Below are 14,535 nucleotides of genomic sequence, written 5' to 3' on the forward strand. Positions count from 1 at the left end.
TTATTGTTTTACCTGTGACAGCCATTGTCTGATTTCTTTTACAGCAAGCTGCACACGCAGTTCGCCAAATGCTTTTCCTTGTTCAGGAGTTGCGGGACATGGATCACCGGATACACCTGCTGCATCCAACGGGCCATTACCCAGATGGGTAGTATCTCCGGTAGCCATATAAGCGGTACGTACTGCTGTTGGCAATACCGCCCATGTCTCCGCAGTATCCCATAGCCCTCCATGTCCGCCGGGCACATAGCCCTGACGCGCAATGCCGGCCTCTATCTGCACCCTCGCCTTACCGTATCCATCACTGGAGAAAAATACCCGCGCACCTTTTGCACGGTATGCACTATCCAACCTTGCTGCGAGGTTTCTCAACGGACGCTGGCTGTTATAATGGTCACTCATCAGTACAATATAGCGGAAACCGGATGCTACCATACTTCTCACCAGCTGCTCATTTACATCAGAAAATGTCTGTTCAGTGAGTGATATCGTACCGGGATATTGCTCCAGTATTGCACTATTAGGGGCAAACGGTAATACAGGAGCTACCAGTGTATTACCGAGACTATCTGCAATCTGTGTGGCATACCTGTATATCCGGTAGTTGTGTTTTCCCAGTACCAGGTGAGGACCGGAAGCTTCTGTACCTCCACTGAAGATCAGGACAGTATTTGTGCCTGATGCAATATTCGCTGCCAGTTCACGCGAGGTCATCGCTTCCATCAGTACCTGAGCAGGTTGCTGTGACCATACACGTATACTCATACAGCAGCATAAGCAAATGATGCCTGCGATCGTCCTCATACTACCTGCATTTTAGTGAAGAATGTTGCCGGTCGGTAAGCTGCTATAGGATTATCCACTATACCGATTGATGGTACGTCAAAAGGATTCGCCCGGTTGCGTAGCTGACGGTTATTACTGATCTGCAAGCGATTTAAGGCATCCGGACTGATCTCTTTCACAAACAGGTCGAATTGCCGGAACTTGTGCTCCAGCTGCGGATGCCGCTCACAATATGTCAGTACTACCTCTGCCACCAGCTCCCAGAAACGCTTTTCGGAATAATCCATATGCTCTTCCAGAATAGCTGCAACAAAGCGGAAGATGCCGTCAAATATCTGTGTAAACAGTGGCAATGTCCTCACCTCATCTGGTACACTAACACGTAGACGGCTGGCTACTTCGGGTAATACGATGTCTTCACTGAGCACAGATACTTCCTCGCCGATGTCTTTCATAATAGAACGTACCGGCACATGATCTTCCAGCACAAGAATAATGTTCTCTCCATGCGGCATAAACACCATATCATGCTGATAAAAACAATGCAGCAAAGGGCTCATATAGATATGAATGTATTGCTTCAGCCAGGCGTCTGCATCCAGACCAGATAACCTGATCAGTGCCGGCAGCAATGCCTGCCCCTGCGTATCTACATGCAGCAAAGCAGCCATTGTCATGATACGTTGTCCTGGTTCAATACGGGATAGCGGGCTTTCCCGCCACAACGCGGCCAACATCTTCTTGTAGGGATTATCTGTCTTAGTGGCCTGCGTATAATAGCTGTTGGAATAGCCTGTAGCGGCAATCTCACGGAGTGTACAAAAACCGGTCTCCTGCAGATATGCATCTTGTAACACCAGCGTATTTACCCACTCATTGATACCCGGTGTCGTACGCATAAAATAAGGTGATAATCCCCGTACATACCCCATATTCAATATGGACAAAGCTGTCTTTACATAGAACTTCTCCGGACGATCAATATTAAAGAACGTACGGATTGATTGCTGCGGCAGGTATTGATCTTTTCCATAACCCAGCAGCACCAGTTTATTAGCCGCTATATCAGGCGCAAAGATATTAGCCAGCTTATTATACCATTGCCACGGATGCACGGGTATAAAGTAGTAATCTGCCGCATCAAGACCTTTGCTTTCGAGTATTGCATCAAAGTCTGCCGCAAGCTGACCCAGCTCCTGCTGCTTCACCTGCGCATAGTCAAGTGGCAGTATACTGGTAAACTCTGTACAACTATGATGTCCTGCCAGCCAAAGTAAAGCAAACGGGGTGGCTGCCTCTGGTGCAAAACCACGGTAATCAGCCGCGTCAAAGCCTACCCTTCCATTATTAGCAATAAAGCGGGGATGTCCCGTCATGGCGTGCTCAATCTCCTGGTAACCTGCGCCGGCAAGGTAGGCGGAAGAAGGAGCCTCCTGCGCATGTATATAAGCGCTGCCATACAAGGTAGCTGACACTTCCTCCATATACACCGGCAGCATTGCCGGATCCATATTCAGCTGCTCGCTGAACTCCACAATGAATGCCAGTGCGTCCAGCGCAACCGCCTTACCATTCACGAGTTTCTCAATAGATTCCGTCTGGATATACCAATGATTCAGGCGCAGTATTTTAGCCCGGAAACGGTACTCCACACCCTGCTGATCAGCGGTCAATACATAACACACCCATCCCTCTTTCACATGCCTGTAAGAAGGCTGTATGATCTGTTCATGGGCATATTCTGCAATCATCTTGCGGATGTGCAGGCGATTCACCCTTGCCCATATTTCCGGTTGCAGATGGGCCACTGCATCCTGGGGAGTAACTGTATGAAACATGTCAATATCTTTAAATAGTTAAACGGCCGCAACCTGTCTGTGCTTAAACGCTGCCAATGGATTTCTGAACGTACCGGCAAACTGCTGACTCTTAAAAGGATTATTCGGCTCTATCATTCGCTGATTGTTCCTTATCTGCAATCTGTTCAGGCAGGTCTTGATGATCTCATCTGAAAACAGGTCCGTACGACTGAATTTGTCTGCCAGTTCAGGATGCAATTGCTGATATCTGTGGATACATTCGGCTGCCAGCGACCAGAATTGCTCCTCCGGATAATCAGCGTGTTCTACCAGGATGTGAGATACGAAACGGAAGAAACAGTCAAATATCTGTGTGAAAATGGAGAGTATCTTTAATTCTTCCGGTACGGGTATAACAATACGTTTTGCCTTCTCCGGCAGTTTAAGTTCGCTGTTGACTACCGCTACTTCTTCAGCAATATCCTTCATGATTGCTCTTACCGGCACATGATTCTCCATCACCAGTATCACATTCTCACCATGTGGCATAAAGCGAAGATCGTAATAGTAAAAGCAATGTAACAGCGGGCTTAGATAAACATCCATATACTGCTGTACCCAGGTGGAAACATCCAGTCCTGATGCACGGATCAGTGCAGGCAACATCGCCTGGCCATGTGCATCCACATGCAGCAGCGCAGCCATGGTCATTAGCCGCTGACCGGCTTGCAATTTACCTACAGGGCTTTCCCGCCATAGCGTAGCCAGCATTTTTTTATAAGCGCTTTCCCCTTTAATGGCTGTCTCAAAATATTGGTTGGTGTATCCCATTGTTGCAGCTTCCTTCAGCATAGTAAATCCCTTTTGCTGCAGATAAGCATCACCTTCTATCACTTCGCTGACCCACTCATTGATACCAGGAGTGGTACGCATGTAATAAGGGGACAGACCACGCATAAAGCCCATATTGAGTATCGATAATGCTGACTTAACATAAAAGCGTTCAGGTGTGCTGACATTGTACATGGTACGCACTGATTGCTGTGGCAGATAAAGGTCTTTACCATATCCGAGACATACAAGGTTATTCGCAGCAATATCCGGCGCAAAGATGCTTGCCAGTTTGTTATACCATTGCCATGGATGTATGGGCATGAGGTAGTAGTCTTCCGGCTGAAGACCTTTTTCCTTTAATATGCTATAGAAAGTATCCAGCGTATCTGCATCTAATTCCTGGCGCAGCACATCATCATAGGTAAGCGTATCTATTCCGGTGAATACCGTTCTGCTTCTATGACCAGCCAGCCAGATAACAGGGAAAGGTGTAGCTGCTTCAGGCGCATATTTCCGGTAATCAACCGTATCATAGCCTATGCGCCCGTTATTTGCCACAAAGCATGGATGACCGGCCATCATAGCATGTTCTATATCCTGGTAGTCGGCCGTGGTCAGTTCTTCGGCTGTAATGGTATTATAGGTATGCATGTAGGCGCTGCCATACAGGGTACTGATGATTTCCTCCAGATAGGTAGGCAGTAATACAGGGTCAAATCCGAGCTGCTCGCTGAACTCAGTGATGAAGTGTACCGCATCGAGTGGCACGGCAGTACCATTCACTTTTTTATCGATGGAGGCAGTATCGATATGCCAGTGGTCAAGACTAAGTAACTTGGCGCGGAACCGGTATTCAATTCCTTCAGCAGGGCTTAGCTCGTACAACCCCCATCCTGCATCGGTACCCGTCAAAATAGGCGTAATAAGCAGCTCATGTGCAAATTCCGCTATAATCTTGCGTACGTGTAATCTATTCACCTTTAGCCAGGTAGCAGGCTCCAGATGCGCTACGGCTTCTACTGCTGATGTATTAATAGCTTGTTGATTCATAATCACGGTTTTTATTGGCGCCATGCAGCACCGGTTTGTTTGATGGTATTAAGTACAAAATGCACGTCATCCATGGTGGTTAACGGATTAAGCATGGTGAATTTCAGGTAGAAGTTATCGTTCACACGAGTACTGGCTATAAGCGCACGTCCCTCATTGAACATGGATTTCTTGATATACTGATTGAGGTTATCTAGTTTCTCACCACTGATATGTTCAGGCGCATAGCGGAACAGTAATACGCCGATATCTGAATAGTTCAGCAATTCCAGCTCAGGGTCCATGGCAATTACCTGTGCAGCTGTTTCGGCTGTTTCAATAATCGTTTCTGTATAAGCGCCAAGTTTCTGCTTCCCCATCAGGCGTAAGGTGAACCATAGCTTCAGTGCATCAAAGCGACGGGTGGTTTGTACAATGGATTTATTGATCTGATTCAGGTCGTCATAGTCTTCGTCTTTAGGATTCAGATAATCGACATGCATGCGCAACAGGCGGAGGTATTGTTTATCCCGCACAATGAAGGCGCTGCTGCTGATGGGCTGGAAGAAAGACTTATGATAATCCACAGTTACAGAATTAGCTGTTTCTATACCATTCAGCAGGTGGCGGTATTTATCTGTCAGTAAAAGTCCGCAACCATAAGCGGCATCTACATGGAACCATAATTTATATTTGATGGCCAGGTTTCCGATAGCAGCCAGCGGATCGAGGTTACCAAAGTCGGTAGTCCCTGCGGTAGCCACCACTGCGATAGGGATGTTACCCTGCTGTATTTCCCGGTTGATAGCTTCTTCCAGTAACACAGGGTCCATACGAAAACGCTCATCTGTCTTTATCTCTACCAATGCCTGCTCGCCTAGTCCGAGTACAGCGGCACCTTTATGATTACTGAAATGTGCCTTTTCAGAAATAAAGATGCGATATCGGGAGGCATCGGCAGGTAATCCCTGCTTTTTGATACTATGACCGGCATGGGTGATAGCATAGTGATCTCTGGCTAATAAAAGGCCCATCAGGTTACTTTGCGAGCCGCCTGGGGTGAATACACCATCAGCCAGATTGCTGAAGCCTATCTCACGTGCAGTCCAGCTAATCAGCTGTTGTTCCATCAAGGTACCTCCTGCGCTCTGATCCCAGGTATCCTGAGAGGAGTTAATGGCCGCAATGAGCACTTCAGCAGCAACGGCAGGTATAACAATAGGACAATTCAGGTGAGCGATATATGCGGGCAGATGAAATGCAGTAGCATGTTTTACGTATAGCTCCTGCACTTCATTTAGCAGACTGTCATAGTCGGGTAACGGCGTATCAAAATCCACAGCCGCAAATGATGCCTTTAATGTAGCGGAGGATACACCGCTAAAAGGCTGGCGGTTGTGATGGAGAAAATTCGTTACCAGTTCACGCGCGCCATTGATTGCCTTTTCATATTCAGCAGCCGATCCTTGATGAAAGATGTCTTTATACGTCTCCTTTACAGGCAATACAAGGTTATGCAGGGGCTGTTGCCAGCCTGCAAATGCGGTAGTACTCATATATTGATGCTATTTTTTTCTGGGTTTTGACAAAAGATTTACCAGGCGATAGCTATATACAATGATATGGCTACGCCGATGTGAAATATATACTTGATGATGATGTTAAATTATAGTCGCTCGTTTTCTACTGCACATACAGGATAATGTTCTAATAGCCATTGCTGGCCGGCCGGTACATGATACATATGTTGCGCAGCAATATGCTTATAGCGGAGAGCAGGATGCGCCCCCGGACTAATTGTGGGTACTACGTATAAGGGTCTCATTCGATAAGTTTTTTAACGTCGAGGTCTGGAATTGATTAACATGTCTTTAACCGTACGTTGTTATTGCAGCAACAACAATAGGTAAAAGGTCTTTTAATGTTACGATGCTTAACGGATTAACTAAGCCCTACAAATTTGCATCATCTGTATCGAGTGAGATAATCGAAAGCGGAAAACATTTTACGCAATAAGGAAAATACATGTGTTGTTGGTTTTTGGTGGTTAACAAAATTATTTTATCATTAAGACTACTGAAATGAAAGCATGCAAACATCAATTTTTCACATGATTCTTCGAGAAGTAAATGGGATAACTAACACTGCAAAAATACGATTTTTCCCGATGCCGGCAATGCGAAAATGACATAATATTAAAAGCGTTGAATAAGTATTTTATTTTCAGTGGAATGAGAAATCAGCGCATTGAAAATGGCTTTATAATCTGCATTTCAGCGTATCTACATCAACTTCCATCTCCTTTTACCGACGTTAGTATCTGTTTCGTTAGATAAGGCTTTATTTTTCACATGTTCGGTCCACCAAAAGGGCATCTTAAGGGCACTTCAATATCCCCGGGATATACAGATGCCCTTAACATGCCGTTTTAAAGCCTGGATGATATGAAAGATAAAGCCTGTTTTAACCTATAGAATACATACCCCTGATCCATCTATTTTCGGATGAAATCATCATGCAGTAACTGATCATTTTTTCAGTTAACCGTTGCAGTAGTTTAAGGTGAAAATTTTCGGGTAAAAGTTGTCCGATTTATCACTCTAATTTTACGAAGAATTATGCGCGCATTTCAATGAACAATCAGCAGCAAATCATCGCATGTATCATATGGTATAAACAAGTTGCATTTTGTATGCAAAAAAGTCGGGCAATGTATCGACCCACCAGCGCTCACCAATTTTACGCATTCCGCTGAAGGGTACTGCTGGCAAGGAGTAAGGCCAACACGATCATCTTACTTAAATAAATAATATTCTCCGCACGCTGTTATCATTTATATATAGATAGCGTCAAAAAAGGGCGGCAATTTCACCCTGATTCAGAACAAAAAAACATCATATGTTGAGTGTATTTTCGAGGATGCATAAAAGGTATTTTATATATCATCATCGGCATTACAAATCATATACGTTTTTTATGAAATTTAAGTGAGAAAAAGCTCTGCAATACTTCCTCAGTTTGTAACTGTATTTTCCCCAAAATGGGACAGTTTGCAAACGTGTATTCCCCAAAGTGCAATCTGCTGACTTGTACTCATTTAAATAACAAATAACGATTTTTTACCCTGACCAGCTATATAAATGAGTAAGAGGTATATATGTTGATTTTCAAACAATTACAAACAAATTACAGATTTTAGTTTATCAAGCTAAGCAGGTTATGTTGGTAATTCCCATGAAAAGAACACAAACTTGTGCGAGAATTGCTGATTATCAGCGTTATAAAAGTGGTAAGTTCAGTCCGCAATAATTTCCTGATCACGTACGGCATACTTATTGGCTAAAACCTCAATGCGATAATTTCCTATATATTTCTATTCGTAAATATTAATTCAAACTATGCTACAACAGCTTGCAAATTTGCCAGACAATGAGTTGATGGCCCGAGCAAGGAAACTGAAAGATGAGGAAGCTGCAGGGATTTTGCTCGAACGATATTGTCATTTGCTGGCGGCAGTCTCCCTACCATCTTTGAATAATTACGGGAATACACCGGATGACTTCTTCCCCCCATTATTGCAAAGGCTGTTTAAAAGCCTGCAAACACAGACGATCCCCAAACTAGGTGAATGGATGCAGTTCTTCGTAAAATCACAGGGTAACAGGACAGCAAGGAATCAGTATTACTTCCCTACTTCCGCTTCCAGTGATATTACCAGGGTTGAATACAAGACCGAAAAAGCCAACAGCAACCTGTTGCAGAAACAGCAACTGGTATCAAGCATGAACACTGCCTTTGACCAGCTGAAAACAGCTGACAGAGAAGCTTTGCAGGAGTTCTACCTGGAGCAGAAAACTTTTGCGGAGATTGCTGCTGAACAAGGAACTACAATAGAAGAGGTAAGACTGCAGCTGAAAAGATCCAAGCAGGAACTTGCTTCGCTGGTATTGGCAGATCTGGAACATGCAAAAGCAGAAAGACAGGAACAGGACTTCATTCCGGAAGCAATTATTCCTGAACCACAGGTAGCAAAGTTATATACAGAATATATACCCCTCGAACTCGAGGCGAAAGTAGAAGAAATAGTATACCCAAAAGCGGTGACCCAAAAGCCGAAGAAATTTGCAGACACGACTAAACCCCGTAAACAGGAACAAGGTCTGCGCACAGGATACACTAAAATTGTAAAACAAGAACAAGATTCAAACTTAGGATATGCAAAATCTGGAAAACAAGGACAAGATATTAAAGATCTTCAGCAAGGTTCATTGTTTTAACAAAGACCAGCTGCCACGTTACGTAGACGGACGTCTTACACACGTCGAAAAACATCTCTTAGAGCAACATCTTGTAAATTGTGAACTCTGTAGTGATGCTGTACAGATACTACAGGAATCAAAATATAAAGCACAATACCAGTCAATGGGTATTAAAGTGCAGCAGTACATCCGGAAGAGCAGTTATATAGCGCCTGTTTTAGAAGCTGAACGATATCAGAAAAACGTACAGATCAAAGAAAACGTGCTGACATACTTCTGGGGCGCAGTAGCCATAGCGCTTGCAATAGGCTGTTTCTTCCTGGTACAGCGGCAGGTAGAGCTCGAAAACATGCATACTACTGTTGCCAAGACTGCACAGGTGATTCCGCCTGCTGACCAGCCTGTAACAGATAATAAAGTACTGACAGTAACCAGTGGTCATTCAGCTGCTACCAAGTCTGTACGAGATGTACAGGCCATGAAGCCCGCCGAAGGTGATGATGCAGCTGATGAAGCAGCACTAGCAGGTATTGCCGGCGAAGGTACCGATCAGGATAAAGTGCTGTATAAAACCGCCATGACATATTACTACCAGGGCCAGCTGGATGAAGCAATGCCCCGACTTACAAAACTAACCAGCGATACAACCAGCCGTTACAGAGAATTGGCGCACTACCAGCTCGCCATGTGTTTTAAATACAAACGACAGAAGGCCAAAGCAAGAAACATGTTTAAAGAACTGGTAAGTATGAATGGCCGTATGAAAAAAAGAGCCCAGACGGCATTGACTAAATTATAATTACTTCTTCCCTCCCTGCGCAGGCAGATAGGCCGGCAGCAAATAAGACGCATTCTGATGATAAAAAAAGGACAAATCATACGAGTGATGATTTGTCCTTTTTTATGTTTATAAGTGTTGTGCGACAGAAGTGCAGCTTAGCAGCATATTATCTGCTGCACGTTGCATCAGATGATATGGCATTCCTGGTTATTTGTAACCTTCATTCTGTTGCTCGCGCAGCAGTGGGTTAGCGGCTATTTCATCCGCAGGAATAGGCCACAGAAAACGGAAGTCAGTGTATGGATATGCAACGACACCACCCGTAGCCGGGAATACCGGAGGGGTAACATTGTTGTAATCTGATCCATCCAGTTTCATCTGTCCTATTTTTAACTTAGCCGGAACACCATTGGTACCATATACAGGGTCAAGCGCCAGACGATGGATATCAGGCCATCTGCGTCCTTCTCCGGTAAACTCAATACGTCTTTCCTGCAGGATAGCAAGTATCAGATCTGCCGGAGGAGTAGTGAATTGTTTATCTGCCGGCACTGAACGGTTACGTACATCATTCAGCAACAGAAATGCCTGTGCATTATTACCTTTCCTTGCATAGGCCTCTGCTACGTTCAGTAACACCTCTGCATACCTGATAATAGGCGCGTAATCTGTCTTGTTAACATAGTCCCGGTACTTGTTGTTGAAGGAGTATTTCTCTCCTATTACCTGGCGGATCTGCAATAATGTTCTGCGCAGATCTCCCTCTACCCAGAAAGACGCATTGTACAACAGTGGGCTGGTTGCCACCAGACCACGGGCACCTTTGTCAGCCGGACCAAACATTGAAGGCAGCGCACCATTGGTACCACCATTCGCATTAGGACCGTTAGCTACTGAAAATACAGACTCTGTATTGTTTTTGAAACTGGTGAAAGGAGTCTCCGGACTTGCAGTCAGGGTATATCCACCTATGGGACTGGTAAAGTGTGTAGCCGGCTGTTTGTCTGTACCGAGTTTTGCACCCTCCGCAATTACACCATCCCAGTCCTGCATATGCTGCTTAATACGCGTTTTTAAAGCGATAGCAGCACCTTTGGACACCCTTGACAGGCCTTTAGGCTGTGTAGCAGGCAGGTTAGTTTCAGCATAATCCAGATCTGCCAGCAGTTTGGTATATGCTTCTGCAACTGTACCTCTGCCTACGCTTAAGCCTTCTGTAACATCGGCCTGGCTGGTAACAGCCTTCTCTCTATATGGTACACCAGGCTTACTACCATTACCATCAGCATAAGGGAAACTTACGTGAATAAGTAGTTCATGATGAGCCAGTGCACGAAGAAAACGTGCTTCACCTTCGTAAGCAGCTGCCGCTTCCGGAGTAATAACACCGGCAGCACCTGCACCCTGTACGCCTTTGATCAGCACATTCGTCTGGTTGATCAACGCATACAGCCCGTTCCACATATTTACATTGTTGGCGGAACTTGGTGTGTAGGTACCTTCATAAGTGATGGCATAGAACTGTGCAACGTTCAGCATGTCTTCACCTCTCATCTCGTCCTGCTCGATAGCAGCAGCACCAAAAGGATATCCACGCGCAGCAGCCTTATCTCCATTGTAACTACCCACAGCAGCAGCTTCATAAACGCCCTGCATAGCAAGCTCTATACTTGATGCACTCTGGAATGCGGAATTTTCTGAAGGAGTATTGATAGGTTCCAGTTCAGTAAACTTACTGCAGGAAGGTGTTGCTAACATAGCCGCAGCCAGCATCGCCATAACGGCTGTTCTGCTAAATGTATATCTGATTCTTTTCATTACAATAGTTTTTATAATCCCAGGTTAATGCCGAAAGTATAGGTACGTGGTACCGGATTCGTGTTGAAATCAAGTCCCGGCTGTCTGTTGGTAATTGCATGCGTAGTAGCGCCGATTGCCTGTGCGTAAGCATTTAACTCCGGATCAAGACCCGTGTAGCTTGTAATAACAAACGCGTTCTGTACCTGTGCGTATATACGCAGACTGTTCAGCTTCAGGCGTTGTAATACTGGCGTAGGAAGCGCATAACCGAGACCGATGTTCTGTGCACGCAGGAAAGAACCATTTTCAAGGAAACGGCTATTGGTATTACCTGCCTGGTTAAGGGAGTTACCTGCACCGCTACCATAGAACAGACGTGGTACATCCGTTTCCTGACCTGCGGTTGTCCAACGGCGTAACAGCTCTTTACCTGCATTCTGGAATTTCATGTTAGTGAGGCTCTCCTGGCGGGTAACGTTGTATACTTTATTACCACCAGAGAAAGTGAGGTTGATATTCAGATCAAATCTACCATAGCTCAGGGTGTTATTAAAGCCACCATACCAGGTTGGGTTTGACTGACCGAGGATACGTTTGTCAGCAAATGCCAGGGCTGCAACAGGGGCAGTCAGGTCTGCTGGCTTACTAGGATCGTAAGCATAGAATCTGAAGTTGCCACTTGCATCCAGGTTACCCTGTACAGTAGATCCGTCTGCTTTTTCCCACAGCGGGTTACCATTGGCAGCATTTACACCTTTGGATTCAAAGCCGAAGAATGCACCGATGGAGTTATTAACACGAGTAATGTTGTAAAGATCGATAATGTCGGCATTATTATTGGCAAGCCTGGTCACCTTATTCTTTACCATGGTAAAGTTCAGGTTGGAGTTCCAGCGGAATTTCTCACTATTGACAATTACACCGTTCAAAGCAAACTCGAAACCTTTGTTATTCATCTCACCTACGTTCAGGTTGATACTATTCTTAGGTACACCCAGTGAAGGAGGAGTAGGCGCTGCCAGGATCAGGTTATCTACATTATTCTGGAAATAATCTGCTGTAAACTGTATCCTGTTATCAAGCAGGGCGATGTCCAGACCGACATTCAGCTTCTTACTGGTTTCAAAAGACAGGTTCGGGTTACCGATCTGTCCATACTGAATAGCATTCAGTTCTCCGTAAGTAACAGCGTTGAATATACCTGCATAAGGGTAGTTATCGATTTCTACGTTACCTACTTTTGCATAACCACCACGTATTTTCAGATCATTGATGAAGCTCAGGTTTGCGTTCTCAAAGAAGGCCTCTTTGGAAAGACGCCAACCTACTGAAACACCTGGTAAGGTTGCTCCCTGATTACCCCATGGCAAAGAAGAGATTTTATCCTGACGGATGGTAGCTGTTAACAGGTAACGGTCATTGAAGGCATAATTGGCACGTGCAAAATAAGATTCAAAGGCACGTTCAGTTACGCTACCGCCGAGATTCTTGGTACCCCAGGCATCAGAGATAATATTCTGACCACCGAAGAATACATCAGACAAGTTCGTAGCGCTGGCAAAGAAGTTACGGGTTCTTGTTTTCTGATGCTCCACACCAGCTACTACACCGATGTTGTGTAGGCCCAGCGTTCTGTTGTAGGTAAGGGTATTCTGCCAGTTGTATCTAAACTGAGGCATTGAATACTGTGCTGTACTACCTACATCCCCCCTACCGTCTCCATGAACAGGATCATAATATCTGTAGTATTCAACGTTTAGATTGTTAATACCAATCTGGCTACGGGCGGTCAGACCTTTTGCCAGCTCAACGCTCACGAAGGCGTTACCGGTGGTATTCATACTCTGGTTACGGAATACATTGTGATCCAGCACATATTTCAGGTTGGTATAGTTATCGTCTATCTCGCGGAGGTTAGCGCCTTTACCAAGACGTTGTTTATCTGCGCTGAGGTTGTAGCTGCCGTCTTCAAACATAGCAGGTACATTCGGGAAAAGGCGTATCGCTCCACCGATGTTGCCGGAGAGCGCATTGGTACCTGCGTTCAGACCTCTGTCAGTCGTATGGGTAACACCGACATTGATACCGAAGGTGACTCTTTCCAGCACTTTTTGTTCCAGCTTAGCACGTACATTGTACCGTACCTGATCGTTAGCTACAGAGATACCATCCATGTTGGAGTATCCGAGTGAGAAATAGTAGTTTGTCTGTTCAGTAGCGCCGCTGAATGACAACGCATGGTTCTGCTGGAAAGCGGTACGTAATACTACGTCCTGCCAGTCAGTATTGTAAGGATTTCCATTTGGGTCCAGGGTTGGCTTAGCAGCTTCCGCCAGGCCGGCATTTGTCAGCTTTTCATTGGTAATATCGATGAACTGATTAGCATCCAGGAGGTCAAACTTCTTGGAAGGCGTTGCAGCAGCTACCCATGCATTATAGGCAACACTGGTTTTACCCTGCTTACCACGTTTGGTAGTGATCAGGATAACACCATTAGAAGCACGTGAACCGTAGATAGCAGTTGCAGAACCATCTTTTAATACTTCCACACTCTCAATATCAGCAGGATTGATATCGCCCAGGGGGTTGTAAGATACAGATGCAGAACCACCGAGGTCTCCGGAGATATAAGGCACCCCGTCAACTACGTACAATGGATCAGAACTGTTGGTGATGGAGTTAACACCCCTGATACGAACGCGGGCCGGCTGACCTAAAGCGCCGGTAGCAACGCCTACCTGTACACCTGTTACCTGACCAGCCAGTTGCTTATCAAAGCTGGGAGAAGCCAGGTTCTTCAGCAATTCGCCTTTTACAGTACCTACGGAACCTGTTACATTCTTACGCTCCTGGGTACCATAACCTACGACTACGATTTCACTTAATGCTTTTTCATCACTGGAAAGGGCAATATTCAGCTGGCCGCTGGTACCTACAGGGACTTCTTTTGATAAAAACCCGGTTGTGGATACCTGTAATACAGTGGATTCAGTGGGCACTTTAATAGTAAAAGAGCCTGTAGCATCTGTTACAGTTCCTGAAGAAGTACTTTTGATCCTGATAGTCGCGCCAGGCAATGGCGACCCGTCTTTTGCATCTGTGACTTTCCCGGAAACTGTGCGGGATTGTGCCAATGCATGCATCATGCTTATGGCCATAAACAGCCACAAGAGTAGACTTTTTTTCATACGCTGATTTGATTTAGAACTTGGTTGATGTGTTTTTAAGTATACTTCAGAATTTACCC

General features: G+C 45.2%; 9 protein-coding genes. 2 read left to right on the plus strand and 7 right to left on the minus strand.

What is annotated here, in order from left to right; all coding sequences use genetic code 11:
* The 5 genes from K1Y79_RS02325 to K1Y79_RS02345 form a co-directional block, all read right to left on the minus strand.
* Positions 1-765, minus strand: a complete 765-nt coding sequence (locus K1Y79_RS02325) for a creatininase family protein (RefSeq protein ID WP_220248389.1) — start codon at positions 763-765, stop codon at positions 1-3.
* 35 nt (positions 766-800) lie between these two features.
* The gene (locus tag K1Y79_RS02330; protein ID WP_220248390.1) at positions 801-2,624 is read right to left on the minus strand and encodes an IucA/IucC family protein; all 1,824 of its coding nucleotides are present in this window, start codon (positions 2,622-2,624) and stop codon (positions 801-803) included.
* Positions 2,625-2,642: 18 nt separating this feature from the next.
* On the minus strand, positions 2,643-4,469 hold the full coding sequence (locus tag K1Y79_RS02335) for an IucA/IucC family protein (protein WP_220248391.1): 1,827 nt from the start codon (positions 4,467-4,469) through the stop codon (positions 2,643-2,645).
* Between the two features lie 11 nt (positions 4,470-4,480).
* The gene (locus K1Y79_RS02340; protein WP_220248392.1) at positions 4,481-6,004 is read right to left on the minus strand and encodes a pyridoxal phosphate-dependent decarboxylase family protein; all 1,524 of its coding nucleotides are present in this window, start codon (positions 6,002-6,004) and stop codon (positions 4,481-4,483) included.
* A gap of 110 nt (positions 6,005-6,114) precedes the next feature.
* Positions 6,115-6,273, minus strand: a complete 159-nt coding sequence (locus tag K1Y79_RS02345) for a hypothetical protein (RefSeq protein WP_220248393.1) — start codon at positions 6,271-6,273, stop codon at positions 6,115-6,117.
* A 1,573-nt stretch (positions 6,274-7,846) separates the two neighbouring features.
* Between K1Y79_RS02345 and K1Y79_RS02350 the strand changes: the two genes are divergently transcribed.
* Both K1Y79_RS02350 and K1Y79_RS02355 read left to right on the plus strand, forming a co-directional pair.
* Positions 7,847-8,725 (plus strand): RNA polymerase sigma factor, encoded by an 879-nt coding sequence (locus K1Y79_RS02350; protein WP_220248394.1) that lies wholly within the window; start codon positions 7,847-7,849, stop codon positions 8,723-8,725.
* Positions 8,664-9,506 (plus strand): zf-HC2 domain-containing protein, encoded by an 843-nt coding sequence (locus tag K1Y79_RS02355; protein ID WP_220248395.1) that lies wholly within the window; start codon positions 8,664-8,666, stop codon positions 9,504-9,506. Before K1Y79_RS02350 ends, K1Y79_RS02355 begins: the two co-directional genes overlap by 62 nt.
* A 189-nt stretch (positions 9,507-9,695) precedes the next feature.
* Here the strand turns inward: K1Y79_RS02355 and K1Y79_RS02360 are convergent, their stop codons facing one another.
* Together K1Y79_RS02360 and K1Y79_RS02365 are read right to left on the minus strand one after the other, a co-directional pair.
* Positions 9,696-11,306 (minus strand): RagB/SusD family nutrient uptake outer membrane protein, encoded by a 1,611-nt coding sequence (locus tag K1Y79_RS02360; RefSeq protein WP_220248396.1) that lies wholly within the window; start codon positions 11,304-11,306, stop codon positions 9,696-9,698.
* Positions 11,307-11,317: 11 nt separating this feature from the next.
* Positions 11,318-14,476, minus strand: coding sequence for a SusC/RagA family TonB-linked outer membrane protein (locus K1Y79_RS02365; RefSeq protein ID WP_220248397.1), 3,159 nt, complete (start codon positions 14,474-14,476; stop codon positions 11,318-11,320).
* Positions 14,477-14,535: the final 59 nt, after the last annotated feature.

Source organism: Chitinophaga rhizophila, from assembly GCF_019492185.1.
Taxonomy (GTDB): Bacteria; Bacteroidota; Bacteroidia; order Chitinophagales; family Chitinophagaceae; genus Chitinophaga; species Chitinophaga rhizophila.